This is a genomic window from Microbacterium terregens (assembly GCF_039534975.1).
GTDB lineage: Bacteria > Actinomycetota > Actinomycetes > Actinomycetales > Microbacteriaceae > Microbacterium > Microbacterium terregens.
In genome coordinates this window covers 3,386,059-3,400,240 of sequence record NZ_BAAAWH010000001.1, presented here as the reverse complement: position 1 = coordinate 3,400,240, position 14,182 = coordinate 3,386,059, and the positions used below count along the sequence as shown (strand labels likewise).

Annotated in this window: 18 protein-coding genes; 5 read left to right on the top strand and 13 right to left on the bottom strand. The window is 67.9% G+C overall.

Annotation, left to right across the window (positions count from 1 at the left end; translation table 11 throughout):
- Positions 1–23: 23 nt before the first annotated feature.
- A complete protein-coding gene (locus ABD655_RS15875) occupies positions 24–176 on the top strand; it encodes a hypothetical protein (protein ID WP_344715434.1) in 153 nt (50 codons plus the stop codon).
- Between the two features lie 2 nt (positions 177–178).
- On the opposite strand, the gene ABD655_RS15870 is transcribed toward ABD655_RS15875, so the two are convergent.
- The 7 genes from ABD655_RS15870 to ABD655_RS15840 all read right to left on the bottom strand — a co-directional run bounded on the left by ABD655_RS15870 (position 179) and on the right by ABD655_RS15840 (position 4,873).
- On the bottom strand, positions 179–1,840 hold the full coding sequence (locus ABD655_RS15870) for an alpha-amylase family protein (RefSeq protein ID WP_344715432.1): 1,662 nt from the start codon (positions 1,838–1,840) through the stop codon (positions 179–181).
- Positions 1,837–2,799 (bottom strand): TIGR03885 family FMN-dependent LLM class oxidoreductase, encoded by a 963-nt coding sequence (locus ABD655_RS15865; RefSeq protein ID WP_344715430.1) that lies wholly within the window; start codon positions 2,797–2,799, stop codon positions 1,837–1,839. The genes ABD655_RS15870 and ABD655_RS15865 overlap by 4 nt, the downstream gene beginning before the upstream one ends.
- Before the next feature lie 62 nt (positions 2,800–2,861).
- The gene (locus ABD655_RS15860; RefSeq protein WP_344715428.1) at positions 2,862–3,191 is read right to left on the bottom strand and encodes a hypothetical protein; all 330 of its coding nucleotides are present in this window, start codon (positions 3,189–3,191) and stop codon (positions 2,862–2,864) included.
- A gap of 176 nt (positions 3,192–3,367) precedes the next feature.
- Positions 3,368–3,697 carry a hypothetical protein gene (locus ABD655_RS15855; protein WP_344715426.1) on the bottom strand — a complete coding sequence of 110 codons (330 nt, stop codon included), beginning with the start codon at positions 3,695–3,697 and terminating at the stop codon, positions 3,368–3,370.
- A gap of 96 nt (positions 3,698–3,793) precedes the next feature.
- Positions 3,794–3,943: a hypothetical protein gene (locus tag ABD655_RS15850; RefSeq protein WP_344715424.1), complete on the bottom strand. Its 150-nt coding sequence runs from the start codon at positions 3,941–3,943 to the stop codon at positions 3,794–3,796.
- A gap of 89 nt (positions 3,944–4,032) precedes the next feature.
- A complete protein-coding gene (locus ABD655_RS15845) occupies positions 4,033–4,191 on the bottom strand; it encodes a hypothetical protein (protein WP_344715423.1) in 159 nt (52 codons plus the stop codon).
- A 73-nt stretch (positions 4,192–4,264) separates the two neighbouring features.
- A complete protein-coding gene (locus ABD655_RS15840) occupies positions 4,265–4,873 on the bottom strand; it encodes a TetR/AcrR family transcriptional regulator (protein ID WP_344715421.1) in 609 nt (202 codons plus the stop codon).
- 76 nt (positions 4,874–4,949) lie between these two features.
- On the opposite strand from ABD655_RS15840, the gene ABD655_RS15835 reads away from it, so the two are divergent.
- Entirely contained in the window at positions 4,950–5,396 is a 447-nt protein-coding gene (locus tag ABD655_RS15835) for an ester cyclase (protein ID WP_344715419.1), read from the top strand.
- Here ABD655_RS15835 and ABD655_RS15830 read toward each other — a convergent pair.
- The 3 genes from ABD655_RS15830 to ABD655_RS15820 form a co-directional block, all read right to left on the bottom strand.
- On the bottom strand, positions 5,380–6,996 hold the full coding sequence (locus tag ABD655_RS15830) for an MDR family MFS transporter (RefSeq protein WP_344715417.1): 1,617 nt from the start codon (positions 6,994–6,996) through the stop codon (positions 5,380–5,382). The genes ABD655_RS15835 and ABD655_RS15830 overlap by 17 nt on opposite strands.
- Positions 6,997–7,015: 19 nt before the next feature.
- On the bottom strand, positions 7,016–7,528 hold the full coding sequence (locus ABD655_RS15825; RefSeq protein ID WP_344715415.1) for a TetR/AcrR family transcriptional regulator: 513 nt from the start codon (positions 7,526–7,528) through the stop codon (positions 7,016–7,018).
- A gap of 136 nt (positions 7,529–7,664) precedes the next feature.
- Complete coding sequence (locus ABD655_RS15820) at positions 7,665–8,567, bottom strand: hypothetical protein (RefSeq protein ID WP_344715414.1); 903 nt, start codon at positions 8,565–8,567, stop codon at positions 7,665–7,667.
- 96 nt (positions 8,568–8,663) lie between these two features.
- Here ABD655_RS15820 and ABD655_RS15815 point away from each other — a divergent pair, with 96 nt between their 5' ends.
- Positions 8,664–9,380 carry a spermine/spermidine synthase domain-containing protein gene (locus ABD655_RS15815; protein ID WP_344715413.1) on the top strand — a complete coding sequence of 239 codons (717 nt, stop codon included), beginning with the start codon at positions 8,664–8,666 and terminating at the stop codon, positions 9,378–9,380.
- A gap of 13 nt (positions 9,381–9,393) precedes the next feature.
- On the opposite strand, the gene ABD655_RS15810 is transcribed toward ABD655_RS15815, so the two are convergent.
- Complete coding sequence (locus ABD655_RS15810) at positions 9,394–10,464, bottom strand: NAD(P)-dependent alcohol dehydrogenase (RefSeq protein WP_344715412.1); 1,071 nt, start codon at positions 10,462–10,464, stop codon at positions 9,394–9,396.
- Positions 10,465–10,628: 164 nt separating this feature from the next.
- Here ABD655_RS15810 and ABD655_RS15805 point away from each other — a divergent pair, with 164 nt between their 5' ends.
- On the top strand, positions 10,629–11,198 hold the full coding sequence (locus ABD655_RS15805) for a Dps family protein (protein WP_344715409.1): 570 nt from the start codon (positions 10,629–10,631) through the stop codon (positions 11,196–11,198).
- A gap of 94 nt (positions 11,199–11,292) precedes the next feature.
- The gene (locus tag ABD655_RS15800; RefSeq protein WP_344715407.1) at positions 11,293–11,511 is read left to right on the top strand and encodes a hypothetical protein; all 219 of its coding nucleotides are present in this window, start codon (positions 11,293–11,295) and stop codon (positions 11,509–11,511) included.
- 47 nt (positions 11,512–11,558) lie between these two features.
- Here ABD655_RS15800 and ABD655_RS15795 read toward each other — a convergent pair whose 3' ends face one another.
- Positions 11,559–12,587 (bottom strand): LacI family DNA-binding transcriptional regulator, encoded by a 1,029-nt coding sequence (locus ABD655_RS15795; protein WP_344715405.1) that lies wholly within the window; start codon positions 12,585–12,587, stop codon positions 11,559–11,561.
- Complete coding sequence (locus ABD655_RS15790; protein ID WP_344715403.1) at positions 12,584–14,167, bottom strand: sugar ABC transporter ATP-binding protein; 1,584 nt, start codon at positions 14,165–14,167, stop codon at positions 12,584–12,586. Before ABD655_RS15790 ends, ABD655_RS15795 begins: the two co-directional genes overlap by 4 nt.
- Positions 14,168–14,182 lie beyond the last annotated feature (15 nt).

The following is a 14,182-nucleotide window of genomic DNA, read 5'->3' as shown; positions in this document are numbered from 1 at the left end:
TCGCGCTCATCAGGGGGTGAGAGATGAACAGCGAAAAAGTTCGGGGCGGGATCGATGACGATCTCGACGACGACATGGACGGTGTCCGGAACGACGATCTCCGTGACGACGCGGATGACTTCGAGGACGCGCTGCTGGCGGAGATGCGGCAGAAGGGTGCGATCGAGGTGTGGTGACCTCAGCCGATGCGGCTGTCGCCGGGGGGTGAGACCCGCAGCCAGCGGTAGCCGAACGGGGCCAGTTCCACTTCGACCTGCCCCTGTGGCTCGACGTCGATCCGCTCCGGGCCGCCGAGATCGAGCAGCGCGGTGCCCTCTTCCACCGTCCCGATCTGGACACGCACGCGCACCGGCACCTCGGTGAAGTTGTGCAATGCGATCATCCGACCGACGTCGGAGTTCACTGCGTGGGCGAGGATGCCGTCGCCGTCGTGCGCGAGGATTTCCAGTTCGCCCCAGCCGATCTCGGGGGACACCCGGTAACGGCTGACGAGGTGGCGGATGAACTGCAGGAGCGATCCGTCGTCGTTGCGCTGCTGCTGGACGTTCACGTGTTGTGGTGCGTAACCGTCGCCGGGAATGGGTGCGACGAGACGCCCCCGCGCGGCGCTGGAGAATCCGCCGTTCTTGCCGTCCGTCCACTGCATCGGCGTCCGGACCGACCCGCGACCGGCGATCTCGGGGTTCTCGCCCATCCCGATCTCTTCGCCGTAGAACAGCACAGGAGTTCCGGGCAGCGAGAAGAGCACGCTGTAGACCATGCGGATCCTGCGTGGATCACCCCCCAGCATCGGGGGCAGCCGGCGCGTGATCCCGCGGCCGTAGACACGCTGGGCCTCGTCGGGAGCGAAGGCTTCGAAGACCTCCTCACGCTCGGCATCACTGAGCTTGTCCAGTGTCAGCTCGTCGTGGTTGCGCACGAAGTTCGCCCAGCCCGCATCAGACGGGATCGCTGGGCGGGCGGTGAGTGCGGCGATCAGGGGCGCAGGATCACTGCGTGCGAGCGAGAGGTACAGCGCCTGCATGGAGATGAAGTCGAACTGCAGATCCAGTTCGCCACCCCGCTCGCCACCGAAGAACTGCAGCTGCTCGCCGAACGGGAGGTTCACCTCGCCGAGCAGCGCCGCATGGCCGGCCCGACGTTGAAGGAACCGCTTTAGGTCGCGCAGCAGTTCGTGCGGGTCGCCCAGGTCGACGCCTTCGGGGGGCTCGATCAGGAACGGGACCGCGTCGATGCGGAAGCCGCTGACGCCGAGGGCCAGCCAGAACCCGATCGTCTTGGCGATCTCGTCGCGGACTCGCGGGTTGGCCACGTTGAGGTCGGGCTGGTGCTTGTAGAACACATGCTGGAAGTACTGGCCACTGCGCTCGTCCAGCTCCCAGACGCTGGACTCCTCGCCGGGGAAGACGGTCGGCTGCTGCTTCTTCGGCGGCTCGTCGCGCCAAACGTAGAAGTCGCGGTAGGGGGATGTTCTGCTCCGGCGGGCCGAGACGAACCACGGATGCTTGTCGGAGGTGTGGTTGACCACGAGGTCGACGATCACGCGCATGCCACGGTCGTGCGCCGTTCGGATGACCTCGACGAAGTCGCCGTGGTTGCCCAGACGGGGATCGATCCCGTAGAAGTCGCTGATGTCGTAGCCGTCGTCGCGGTCGGGCGAGGGGTAGAACGGCATCAGCCAGAGGCAGGTGATTCCGAGGTCGGCGAGATAGTCGATGCGTTGCGCGAGTCCCGCGAAGTCGCCGGTTCCGTCGCCGTCGGCATCCATGTACGTCTCGACGTCGAGGCAGTAGATGACAGCGGACTTCCACCACAGGTCGCTGGTGTCGGTGATTCTCACAGCGCCTCCCGCAGTGCCGGAAGCAGATCTCGCTCGGCGCGATCCAGGAACGCGCCCTGGTCTCGGCCGATGCCGTGGACGTAGACGCGGTCGAATCCCAACCCGACCAGCGCGGCGATCCGCTCTGCCAGTTCGTCGGCGTCGGAAGAGACGAGCGCGCCGCTCCGCAGCTGCGCGTCGGTCGGCTCGCCCGCCAGCGCATCGAACTGCTCGGGCTGCTCGATGTCCCACAGTGATTCCGTGATCGCGGAGTGGCGCCACTGCTCCCGGGTGACGCGCAATGCCTCTTCCTCGGTGTCTTCCAGTGAGACGTGCACCTGAAGAACGCGCGGACCGGTTCCCCCCGCGTCGGCAAAGGCCTCGAGCACGGCGACCAGCTTGTCCGGGGGCTGGGCGACGGTGGCCAGTCCGTCCGCCCAACCGGCGAGCCACCCGGCCGTCTCCGGGGTCACCGCCGCGCCGAGAAGCGGTGGCGGTGTGTCGGGCAGGCTCCATACGCGCGCCCGGTGGACCGTGATCTCGTCGGCGCGCGAGACCTCCCGCCCGGACAGCAGGTCGCGGATCACCTCTACGGATGCCTCGAGCCGGGCGTTGCGGCGTTCCTTCGTCGGCCAATCGTGGCCGGTGACGTGCTCGTTGACGGCTTCGCCGCTGCCCAGCGCGGCCCAGAATCTTCCGGGGAACATCTCCTCGAGGGTCGCGAGAGCCTGGGCGCTGATCACGGGGTGGTAGCGCTGACCCGGCGCGGTGACGACACCGAGCGAGAAGGATGTCGAGGCCAGGGCGGCTCCGAGCCAGCTCCAGGCGTAACCGGACTCACCCTGCGCGACGCCCCACGGCGCGAGATGATCCGAGCACATCGCCCCATCGAAACCCGCGTGCTCCGCGCGGATCACGGCCTTGAGCAGGCTGCTCGGTGGGACCTGTTCATGCGAGGCGTGATAGCCGACGAAGACCATCCCGCAAGTGTGAAGCCTCAGGGCAGGGCCGACCAAGGCCTTGCGATGAGTGCCGAATGCCTCTATGGGCCGACCTGACGGCCGTGTTGCGTGGGTGGCGGAAAGTGGGGGATCGGGATGGGTTTGGTTCCGCCGTGCGGTCTGGCTTGCCACATCTCCAGGCTGGCCAGGACGTCTTCGGGCGTCGCGTAGACCACGGGGAGCGGCGTCACCGCCAGCCAGGTGACGTGCACCTCGTCATCCTCGGTCACGGTGATGCGCGCGGCCACCCGGGTGGTCGCGCGGTGCGACTCGCGATCGTGGATCACCCAGTTCTGCCCGTCCTGGCGCAAGAGCACGAATCGCCGCGGCACGCCCGAGCCGTTCGTCTGATCGTGCCGTCGCTCGTTCATCTCCCCGACCTCCGTTCCGTCTGCCGCGCGTCTCGTTGATCGTCGACACGCGCCAGCCCCTCTTCCACTGTGCGCCGGGGAAGGCGCTCCGGGACGGGGGTTGACAAAGCAGTGGCGGGTCATGGCGCCGCGCTGTACGGAGCTCGGGTCGAGCGGCGGGCAGACCCCGCGACGGGCTAGCTGTCGAGGTCGATCTGCGTACGGGGGTCGATGTGGGAGGTGACGACGACCGGAGGGTGCAGGAGCCGGGTGCGTCGGTCCAGTTCTGCGACCGACGCCGCATTGCCCCGATCGTTCGCGCTGTCAGCGGCAGGCATCGCGTACAACTGGCTTGCCGGCCCCAGCAGGAATTCGGCGTCCACGAGCTCGCCACCCTCGGCGAGGACGGGAACGGACACGACGTCAGACGTCTGGCTGCCCGCCAGTGCCTTCGCGTAGCGCAGCACCGCCTCACAGATGTCGGTCGGCATCAGCACGGACCTGCCGGTGTAATGCAGAGTCATCATGACCCCATGATGGGCCACTGTGCCCGCGCGGCGGCGGGGCTTGTGCAATCAGGGCCGGGCCCATAGCCTGCCCCGCGCCGTCCGGCAGCGCCGCCTTCAGGCGGTGTCCTGCTGCGTGACGGGTGCGGAAAGCGCCGTGGACTGCAGGTGCAGCATGGCCAGGGTCTCGCGCACTGCGCCGATCGGCGCCTCGATCCGTTCGTACTGATGCGAGAACCCGTTCTCGTCCACCACGACGACGGTCACCAGCGCGCATCCACGCCGCGGCAGTCTGGATCCGCCCCGTGCCGCTCGTGCAGCCATATCCGTTCCCCGAACTCGAGTGGAAGGTCGGGTCAGGACTTGCGCTGGGAGTGCACGACGAGCCCGAGCGCCAGCGAGACCGCGAAAATACCGGCGGAGAAGATCAGTCCCTGCCACGCCTCGGCGTTGAAAGCCGCGCCGAACAGGTAGAACCCGCCGAGAAACAGCACCACGTACACCAGGAACAACATCGCGCCCTCTATCCTCTTCGTCTCCATCGATCGTATCGACAGAACGACCGTCCGCACACCAGCGCGGTCGGGCTCACGCGAGCAGCTGGCTGACCAGCGTGTCGGCGAGCCAGCGTTCGAAGCGATCCGGAGACCATCCCGATTCGACCACCAGTCCGCCGTAGACACCCGTGGCGGCCAGGGCCCGGTAGATGGCCTTCGCATCTGCCGGCGAAAGCGACAGCTCCGGCTCCACCGATGCGATGAATCTGTTCATGATTCGATTGCGTCCACGCAGCTTCGCGCGCAGCAGTTCGCGTGTCTCGGGGTCCTCGTCCAACGCGGAATCCAGGATCAGCGCGACGTCGAAGTCCGTCGCGTACAGGGCGGTGATCCAGCTCGCCGCCCCACGCAGGCGTGCGACCGGGTCCGGCTCCTCGAGAACCGCATCCGCGAGGGGAATGGCGCGCGCCCGCTCGAGCCAGCGCTCGCAGATCAGCGTCAGAATATGGCGCTTCGCGCCGACTGCGGCGTACACGGTGCGGTTGGCCACGCCGGCCGCGCGCGCGATGGCGTCCATGCTCGTGGCGCCGTACCCCTGGGCGGCGAACAGCGACTGAGCGGCATCCGCGATGCGCAGTTTCGTCGCCTCGGCCTGTTCCTGCCGATAGGACGACCGAGGGGTCTTGACCGGAGCCACCATAGGCAAGAGACTATCCACTGCAGTGGATGCAGTACCACTGCACTCATTACATCAATACTGCAGGGACGAGGCAGTCATGGATGACCAACGATCGATGCCACCAGCGGTGCGCGTGCTGGAGAGGATGCTCACCGAGGGATTCGCGACCGGCAACACCGACATCGTGGACGAGCTGTGCGCGCCGGACATCGTCGAACACCAGTTCGGGATGACGGGGCAGGGGCAGGAGGCGATCGACAAGGTGAAACGCGGGATCACCGAGGTGCACCGGGCGATGCCCGACATTCACTTCACTGTGGGCGACTGGACGCAGGACGGCGACACGGTCTGGATCCGCGCCGAGGCGACCGCCACGCACACGGGACCCTTCCTCGGACCGGCGACGGGTGCGCCCGTGCACCTGACCGTGATCGACATCGCGCGCGTCGTGGACGGCAGGATCGTCGAGCATTGGGGGGTGCCGGACCGGTTCGCGATCCTCGCTCAGACCGGCCAGCTGCGCCAGCTCATCCCGACGTCGTGACCGCGACCGTGCCACGCTGCTCGGCCTCGAGCAGTTCGGCTTCTTCGCCGCTGATGGCCTCGCCGCGAGCGACCAGGCCCGCCACGTCCGAGAGCGGGATCTGCTTGAGGAACAGCGACAGGAGGAACGCCAGACCGATGAACGGCAGCAGATACCAGAAGACCGGCGCCAGCGCGTCCGCGTAGGCATTCACGATGCCTTCGCGGATCGCGTCCGGCAACTGCCCGAGGGTCTGCGGGTCCAGCGTGGCGGTCGAGTTCGCGGCATCCGCTGTCGATGCCCCCGCACCGATGAAGACCTCTTCGAGGTTCTGGGTCAGCCGCGTCGTGAAGATCGTGCCGAACACCGCGGTGCCCAGGGCGGCACCCACCTCGCGGAAGTAGTTGTTCGTGCTCGTCGCGGTTCCCACCTCTGCGGCCGGCACGGCGTTCTGCACCACCAGCACCACGACCTGCATGATCAGCCCGAGCCCTGCTCCGAAGACGAACAGGAACACGCAGATCAGCCAGATCGGGGTGGATGCCGTCAGCGTCGTGAGCGCGACCATGGCAATGCCCGTGATGAGCGTGCCCAGAATCGGGAAGATCTTGTACCGGCCGGTGCGCGTGATCAGGATGCCCGAGGTGATCGAGGTCCCGATCAGTCCCACCATCATGGGGATCATGAGCAGGCCGGATGCCGCGGCCGACGTCCCCGAGGACATCTGCAGGAACGTCGGCACGAAGCCGATGGCCGCGAACATCCCGAGGCCGAGCGTGAGGCCGATGGCGGTCGCGTTGACGAACACCGGGTTCCGGAACAGGGCGAGCGGGATGATCGGATCCTTGGCCCTGGCCTCGGTGAAGATGAACGCCGCGACGGCGGCGAGCATGCCGACGCCCCAGCCCCACGTCGCGAGCGATCCCCACCCGAAGTCGCGGTCGCCGCCGAAGTCGGTGAAGAAGATGAGACAGGTCGTCGCGGCGGACAGGAACACGACGCCCAGGACATCGATCGGCTTGGTGGCCTTCTTGCTGGGCAGGGTGAGGGCGAACAGGGCGATGACGAACGCCGCGATCCCGACCGGGATGTTGATGTAGAACGCCCACTGCCAGGTGAGGTGGTCGACGAAGAACCCGCCGAGCAGCGGTCCGGCGATCGCCGACAGGCCGAAGACGGCCCCGAGGGGGCCGAGGTATTTCCCGCGCTCGGAGGCGGGCACGATGTCGGCGATGATCGCCTGCGACAGGATCATCAGGCCGCCGGCGCCCAAGCCCTGCATCGCGCGGAAGACCACGAACATCCAGAAGTCGCCGGCGAATGCGCAGCCGATCGAGGCGAGCGTGAACAGCGCGATCGCGATGAGAAAGAGGTGGCGACGGCCGAGCACGTCCCCGAACTTCCCGTAGATGGGCATCACGATCGTCGTGGCCAGCAGGTATGCCGTCGTGATCCAGACCTGGTGCTCGACCCCGCCGAGCTGACCCACGATCGTCGGCATGGCCGTCGAGACGATCGTCTGGTCGAGGCTGGACAGCAGCATTCCTGCGATCAGGGCGCTGAAGATGATCCAGATGCGCCGCTTCGTCAGCAGAAGCGGCGCAGGAGCGGTGAGTGACATGCGGGTCCGATCGGGAAGTTCAGGGGGAGAAGACGCGGCGCGCCGCGTCGAGGCGCAGGGTGAGGACGGTGCGGAAGTCGCGGGAGTCGTCCGCGAAGTAGTCGAGGATGGCGGGGCGCAGCAGCGCGCCGAAGACGCTCACCGCCGTCGCCGTGCGGAGGTCGTCGGCAGGCGCATCGGGCCGGCGGCGCACCAGCGCGATGTCGTCGCGCTCGCCTTCGGCGGCGAGGCCGACGAAGTGGGCGAGCAGCCGCGGCTCGCGCTCGAAGACCCGTGTCAGCTCCTCGGCTTCCGCCGCAGTCAGGTCCAGGTGCTCCCAGCGCGCGACGTGCAGTTCCAGAAGATCGTCCAGCAGCGCTCCCGAGCCGGCGACGAACGCCTCCTCCAGGTCCGACGTGTCGGATCGAACCGGGATGCCGAGGACGGCGTTCTCCTTCGAGGCGTAGTAGTTGAAGAATGTTCGCCGCGACACCCCGACCTCCGAGCAGAGCTCTTCGATCGTGAATCCGGACAGCCCACGCTCGACGGTCATACGTCGCGCCTCCGTCCGCAGGCCGAGCGACGTCTGAGCCGTTCGCTGCCGGCGCGGTGAACTTGCACTATCAATCACAGAGTGCATTCTTGCACTATGTCGACGTGTGCGCAAAATCAGCGCTGAGTCGAACGACTCAGAGTGGGGGGAGGCGAGGGGAGACCGCGATCAGAGATGCGGGATCGGTCTCGTCCCAGCGCTGCCAGGTCTGCAGCCACCAGAACGCGACGAATGCCCCCAGCGCGACGATCTCGCCGATGAGGATCCACGGGAAGACCGCGTCGACGGCATCCCGCGTCGAGATCGTGATCACCACCAAGGCCAGCAGATCCACGATCATGACCCCGGCGATGGCGACGTAGACGATGCGCAGCCATCGCGGCGGCGTGGCACTGGTGGTGCGCCAGAACGCGTTGATGACGGCATCCGCTGCAATCGATCCGAGGAACAGGACCGTCGCCACGAAATGCGCCCAGCCGAGCAGCACCTCGGGCAGGGTGAGCCCGACGATCATCACGACCGCGAAAACGACCCCGCCCAGCAGCAGCGACAGCTGCGCACCGCGCACCGCACCGCGGATCGAGAGCACGATCCCGAGCAGCAGAACCCCGGCGAGGACGATCAGGTAGGTGGCCACGCCGTTCACGACATCGCTTTCGAACCCCGCGGGGACGCACTGGGCGCACTCGACCTCCACGCCGGGCACGGTCCCGGGCCGGATCACCGAGGGAACCACCGCGATGAGCGGTGCGAACAGCGCCGCCGCATCGAGCACCGCGCGTTCCGGGTCACGACCCGACAGGGCGAGAAGAGCGAGGGATGCCGCGACCAGCGCTCCGACGAAGACGTTGCGCGCCGGAGTGTAGAAATAGTCGCTCAGCGAGGGCAGCCAGCCCACCGTCGGCACGGTGAGCAGGATCGCCACCAGGATCACGACCAGTGTGCCGCCGATGCCGAGCCGAAGATACCGGTGCGTCCGCTGCGCCGAGGTCGACTCGACCGGGCGCGCGTGCGCCGCGTATGGACCCGTCTCGCTCACATCGGCTCCCTTCGTCGTCCGTGCCGGACTACCCACGGTAGGCAAGTCCGCGGGCCGGCGCACTGGGTAGGCTCGGAGGGACGGAGAGGCGGTCGCATGATCGCGCGGTTCGAAGAACTCGACTGGCAGCCGACCCGGATGGGCGAGCTCACGCTGCGCCGCCGTACCGAGCCGATGACCGGTCAGCTCATCTACGAGGTCAAGCTGGGCGACGAATATCTGATGTCGAGCCTGTTCACCGTGGCAGAGGAGGAGCTCGCCCGGCTGGGACTGGCCGCCGCCGTCGGGAGCGAGCTCGCGGTCCTCGTCGGCGGGCTCGGGCTCGGCTATACGGCGGTCGTCGCCCTGCGCGATCCGCGCGTGCGGTCGCTTACGGTGATCGACGCACTGCCCGCCGTCATCGGCTGGCACCAGCGGGAGCTGCTCCCCGTCTCGAGCGAACTGGTCCGCGATCCGCGCACGACGCTCGTGAGCAACGACTTCTTCGCCGTGATCAGACAGGAACCTGTCGAGGATCGCCGCTACGACGTGATCCTGCTCGACGTCGACCACTCACCGCGGCACCAGCTCGACCCCACGCACGCCGATCTCTACACCGTCGACGGGCTGGACGCACTGAGCCGGCACCTCACTGTCGGCGGCGTCTTCGCGCTGTGGTCCGACGACCCGCCGGACGCGGAATTCCTCGCCGTTCTCGGCGCCGTGTTCGACCGTCCCGAGGCGCACGTCGTGGAGTTCGACAACGCCCTGACCGGCGGCGTCTCGTCCAATACGGTCTACGCCGCCTCCCGTCGAGGTGGGACAGACGCATAGCGCGTCGGTGTCGCTACGACGCGGCGATGGTGGCCGTGTCGATGACGAAGCGGTAGCGGACCTCACCCCGGACGACGCGCTCGTAGGCAGCCGTGACCTCATCGGCGGAGATCGTCTCGATCACCGACGCGATGCCGTGCTCGGCGCAGAAATCGAGCATCTCCTGCGTCTCTCGGATGCCCCCGATGTTCGAGCCCGCGATCGATCGACGAGCACCGGTGAGCGAGAACACCCGGAACTGCTGCGGGGTCTCGGGCAGCCCGACGAACACCAGTGCCCCGTTCAGGCGCAGAGTCGCCAAGAAGCGGTCGACCGGGATCTCCGCGGACACCGTGTTGATGATCAGGTCGAAGCGACCGCGCAATGATGTCAGCGCCTCGGGGTCCTCGGTGGCGTAGTACTCGTCGGCGCCGAGCGCCCTGCCTTCGTCCTGCTTGGCCAGCGAGCGTGAGAGAACCGTGACGTGCGCGCCCATCGCATGGGCGATCTGGACGGCCATGTGCCCGAGCCCACCCAAGCCGATCACGGCGACACGCGTGCCGGGACCCGCGCCCCAGTGTCGCAGCGGCGAGTACGTCGTGATGCCGGCGCACAGCAGAGGTGCCGCGGTGTCCAGCGGGATCGCATCCGGGATGTGCAGCACGTAGTTCTCATCGGCGACGATCTGCGTGCTGTACCCGCCGTACGTCGGTGTGCCGTCGAGCGGCCGGGGGCCCGGGTAGTAGCGACCATTGTAGGTGGCGACGTTTCCGCGCAGGCAGAACTGCTCTTCGCCCGCGAGGCAGTTCTCGCATTCGCGGCACGAATCGACGAAGCATCCGATGCCGACGCGATCGCCCACGGCATGCCTGGTGACCGCATCGCCCACCTCACGCACGATGCCTGCGATTTCGTGGCCCGGAACCATCGGGAAGATCGCGCTGCCCCACTCCTCACGCGCCTGGTGGATGTCGGAATGGCAGATTCCGGTGAAGGCGATGTCGATCAGCACATCGTGCGGGCCCACATCCCTCCGCTGGACGGTGCCGCGCTCGAACGCGGAGCCGGTCGTGGGGACCAGAAGGGCGGGCGTGGTGATGGACATTGGAGAATCCTCGCACGGACGGGTCGGAGACGGCCGTGAGCGGGGACGGTGTGGGCGGAGGGTCGGGCGTGCTGCGCGCGAACCAGGCGCGGCCATCGATTGTCAAGGCCCCTCTCGCTGGTGGGGCGGGCCGGTAGCTTCGCACGCAGGAGGTTCACACGAACATGGCCACTACTGAGAAGTCCGCAGGCGCATCCACGAAGAGCAAGCGATCCGCCCCTGGCGGCGCGGGGGCGAAGACCACCCGGCGGCAGAATGCCGAGAAGGGCTTCGTCGCATCGAAGGAGCTCGGCGAGAACATGCAGGCAGTCCTCGTCGACCTGCTGGAGCTTCAGATGCAGGGCAAGCAGGCGCACTGGAACGTCGTGGGCCGCAACTTCCGCGACACCCACCGGATCCTGGACGAGATCATCGAGGCCGCGCGGGAGTTCAGCGACACCGTTGCCGAGCGGATGCGGGCACTGCACCTGGTGCCTGACGGACGCAGCGACATCGTCGCGGCGACCACGACCCTGCCGGAGTACCCGCAGGGCGAGATCGACACTTCCGAGACGGTCGATCTGATCACGGCTCGACTCGAGGGGACCGTGGCGACGATGCGCGACGTGCACGACGACGTCGACGAGGAGGACCCCACCACCGCCGACATCCTGCACGCGGTGATCGAGAGTCTCGAGCAGTTCGCCTGGATGGTCAGCGCCGAGAACCGCAAGCCGGCGGCCGCACGTTCCTGACTCGGTACGGTGAAGACGAACCGCTGACGACTCCGTCGCGGTCCGCATCAGCGGCATGACACCCTGGAACGTCAGACCGCACGAAGGAGAGCTCATGGCCGGCAAGTACGACCTCGACGTGACCACCCTCGGCCAGCTCCTGGAGGACCCGGAGGCGCGCGCGATCATCGTCGACGTGGTTCCGGAGCTGCCGGACCATCCCATGCTCGCCATGGTGAAGGGCATGCCGGCCAACACGGTGCTGGCGATGGCGGCGAGCCAGTTCCCCGCCGACAAGGCTGCGCTCCTCAAGGAGCGGATCTCCGCGCTGTAAGCACGAGCCCGCGTCCCATACGACCGTGCTTCCCCGCCCGCTGCCTGTCAGCGAGCGGGTGCCTGTGTCGACGTGCGAACGATCAGATGGGTCGGCAGCGGTGTGTCTTCCGTCACGCTGTCGGGCTCTTCCACCGCAAGCAGGACCTTCTGCATGATCAATTCGCCGAGCGCCGCGAAATCCTGTCGCACCGTCGTGAGCGGGGGGTAAAGGAATGCCGCCTCGGGCACGTCGTCGAAGCCCACGACGCTGACGTCCTCGGGCACGCTCAGCCCTCTTTCGCGCAACGCCGACAGCAGCCCGATCGCCATGTGGTCGTTGCCGGCGAACACGGCCATGCCCGGTTCGATCGCCAGCGCGGCGCCGATCCGGTGACCACTCGCTGCGGACCAGTCGCCATGGACCGGCTCGACCATCTCCAGCTGACGCGCCGCGAGTTCGTCACGCCACCCGCGCATGCGCTCCAGCGCGTCGGGTGCGCGCCCGGCGCCGGCCACGTGCAGGATTCGCCGATGGCCCAGTTCGGCGAGATGGCGCACAGCGGCGCGGGCGCCCCGGTATTGGTCGATCGAGACCAGGAGCGGGCTGCGGCGCGCTGTCGCGGCCGCGGCGACGACGGGGATGCTGAGATCCAGGCCGCGCACCACCTCGAGCACTCCGACATCGACGACGATGAGCACGATCGCATCCACGCGCTGCCGGAGCAGCCCCTCGATGACTCCGCGGACCCCGGCGGGAGCGGGGTCGAGAGCGCTGACCGTCTCGACGTTGTAACGCTCAGCCCGTGCGGCGAAGTTGAAGTGCATCGCGATCGATGTCGGGCCGTAGTCGGACACACCCGGTGCCACCAGGCCGATCGTTCGCGTGCGGCGGGTGACCAGCGCACGGGCGGCGGGGGAGGGGCTGTAGCGCAGCTGCGCGATCGCGTGCTCGACACGCTCCCGTGTGGCCGGACGGACGTTCGGCAGATCGTTCAGAACCCGCGAGACGGTCTGGTGGGAGACGCCCGCGAGCCGGGCCACGTCGAAGATGTTCGCCACGCGCGCCGGTCGGTCCGCCGGTCTGTCCACCGTCACGCCGGTCCTCCGCTCGTCGGTGTGACCGGTGACGGGGGCTCGGCGGCGGGCACGCTCGAACTCGCGATCTCGCTGTCTTCGTCGGGTTGCGCGACCAGCGCCATCAGCGAGTCGACCGTGAGGCCCTCTGCGGGGAGCGTGCCGACGATGCGCCCGGCGCGGAGGACGGCGACTCTGTTGGCGACCCGAAGCACCTCTTCGAGCTCGGCGGAGATGAATACGACCGACAGGCCGTTGTCGGCCAGCTCGCCGACCAGGTTCTGGATCTCGACTTTCGCGCCGACGTCGATGCCACGGGTGGGTTCGTCCAGGACGATGACCCGCGGGGACAGGGCCAGCAGCCGAGCCAGCAGCACCTTCTGCTGATTGCCGCCCGACAGCGTGCCCGCGGGGCGATCGGGGTCCGCGGGTCGGATGTCGAGAGCCTCGATCCAGCTCGCGGCCAGCTCGCGGCGCTGCTGCGGACGCAGGCGACGCAGGATGCCGCGCTCGGCCTGCAGTGCCAGGGTGATGTTCTCCTGGACGCTGAGTTCGCTGATGATCCCCTCGACCCTGCGGTTCTCGGAAGAGTAGACGAGGCCGAGGGCGATCGCCTTGCGCGGGCTGGTGAGATCCGCCGTTCGTCCGCGGACCGTGATGACCCCGGCATCCACCCGGTCGATTCCGGACAGCGCGCGGGCGAGCTCTGTGCGACCCGATCCGAGAAGACCGGCGAGGCCCAGGACCTCGCCCTCGGCCAATTCGACGTCGGCGTCGATGATTCCCGGAGCCCGGGTGATGCCGTCGCCACGCAGAACCGCTTCGGCATCCGGGGCGGCCTCGACGCGACCGCGCACTCCGAGCTCGGCGACTCCGCGTCCGAGCATCTTCTGCACCAGGTCGATCCGCAGGAGTTCGGACGGAACGTACTCGCCGACGAGTCGGCCACCGCGCAGAACCGTGATGCGGTCGCAGATCTCGTAGACCTGCTCCAGGAAGTGCGAGACGAACAGGATCCCGACACCTCGCTGTGTCAGGTCGCGCATGACCCGGAAGAGCTCGGCGACTTCGTCGGCGTCCAGGCTGGACGTCGGCTCGTCGAGCACGAGTACCCGCACGTCCGTCGAGATCGCCCGCGCGATCGCGACCAGCTGCTGCACGGCAAGGGAGTGGGTCCCCAGAATCGACGCCGGGTCGATCGCCAACCCCAGATCCGTCAGCACGTCGCGCGCACGCGCGCGCATCGCCGCCCAGTCGAGCGCTCCGAATCGGCGCGGCTCCCGCCCGAGGCTGATGTTCTCCGCCACCGTGAGGTTCGCAAGCAGATCGATCTCCTGGTAGACCGTGCTGATGCCGGCCTGTTGCGCATCGTGCGGCGTCCGGAACCGCACGGCGCTTCCCCCCAGGGTGAGAACGCCCGCGTCCATGGGGAGCGCGCCCGTGATCGCCTTGATGAGGGTGGACTTTCCTGCGCCGTTCTCGCCCATCAGGGAGTGCACTTCGCCGGCGAACATGCGGAAGTCGACATCGTCGATCGCCGTCTCCGCACCGAACCGCACCGTCGCGCCAGCCAGCTGCAGCAACGGGTGAGACTCCTCCATCAGGCCATTATCCCG

Excerpts from the sequence above, each read along its gene's own strand:
- ABD655_RS15875 (WP_344715434.1), top strand. The coding sequence starts at position 24 with ATGAACAGCGAAAAAGTTCGGGGCGGGATCGATGACGATCTCGACGAC.
- ABD655_RS15865 (WP_344715430.1), bottom strand. The coding sequence starts at position 2,799 with ATGGTCTTCGTCGGCTATCACGCCTCGCATGAACAGGTCCCACCGAGC.
- ABD655_RS15860 (WP_344715428.1), bottom strand. The coding sequence starts at position 3,191 with ATGAACGAGCGACGGCACGATCAGACGAACGGCTCGGGCGTGCCGCGG.
- ABD655_RS15855 (WP_344715426.1), bottom strand. The coding sequence starts at position 3,697 with ATGATGACTCTGCATTACACCGGCAGGTCCGTGCTGATGCCGACCGAC.
- ABD655_RS15845 (WP_344715423.1), bottom strand. The coding sequence starts at position 4,191 with ATGTTGTTCCTGGTGTACGTGGTGCTGTTTCTCGGCGGGTTCTACCTG.
- ABD655_RS15840 (WP_344715421.1), bottom strand. The coding sequence starts at position 4,873 with ATGGTGGCTCCGGTCAAGACCCCTCGGTCGTCCTATCGGCAGGAACAG.
- ABD655_RS15835 (WP_344715419.1), top strand. The coding sequence starts at position 4,950 with ATGGATGACCAACGATCGATGCCACCAGCGGTGCGCGTGCTGGAGAGG.
- ABD655_RS15830 (WP_344715417.1), bottom strand. The coding sequence starts at position 6,996 with ATGTCACTCACCGCTCCTGCGCCGCTTCTGCTGACGAAGCGGCGCATC.
- ABD655_RS15825 (WP_344715415.1), bottom strand. The coding sequence starts at position 7,528 with ATGACCGTCGAGCGTGGGCTGTCCGGATTCACGATCGAAGAGCTCTGC.
- ABD655_RS15815 (WP_344715413.1), top strand. The coding sequence starts at position 8,664 with ATGATCGCGCGGTTCGAAGAACTCGACTGGCAGCCGACCCGGATGGGC.
- ABD655_RS15810 (WP_344715412.1), bottom strand. The coding sequence starts at position 10,464 with ATGTCCATCACCACGCCCGCCCTTCTGGTCCCCACGACCGGCTCCGCG.
- ABD655_RS15805 (WP_344715409.1), top strand. The coding sequence starts at position 10,629 with ATGGCCACTACTGAGAAGTCCGCAGGCGCATCCACGAAGAGCAAGCGA.
- ABD655_RS15800 (WP_344715407.1), top strand. The coding sequence starts at position 11,293 with ATGGCCGGCAAGTACGACCTCGACGTGACCACCCTCGGCCAGCTCCTG.
- ABD655_RS15790 (WP_344715403.1), bottom strand. The coding sequence starts at position 14,167 with ATGGAGGAGTCTCACCCGTTGCTGCAGCTGGCTGGCGCGACGGTGCGG.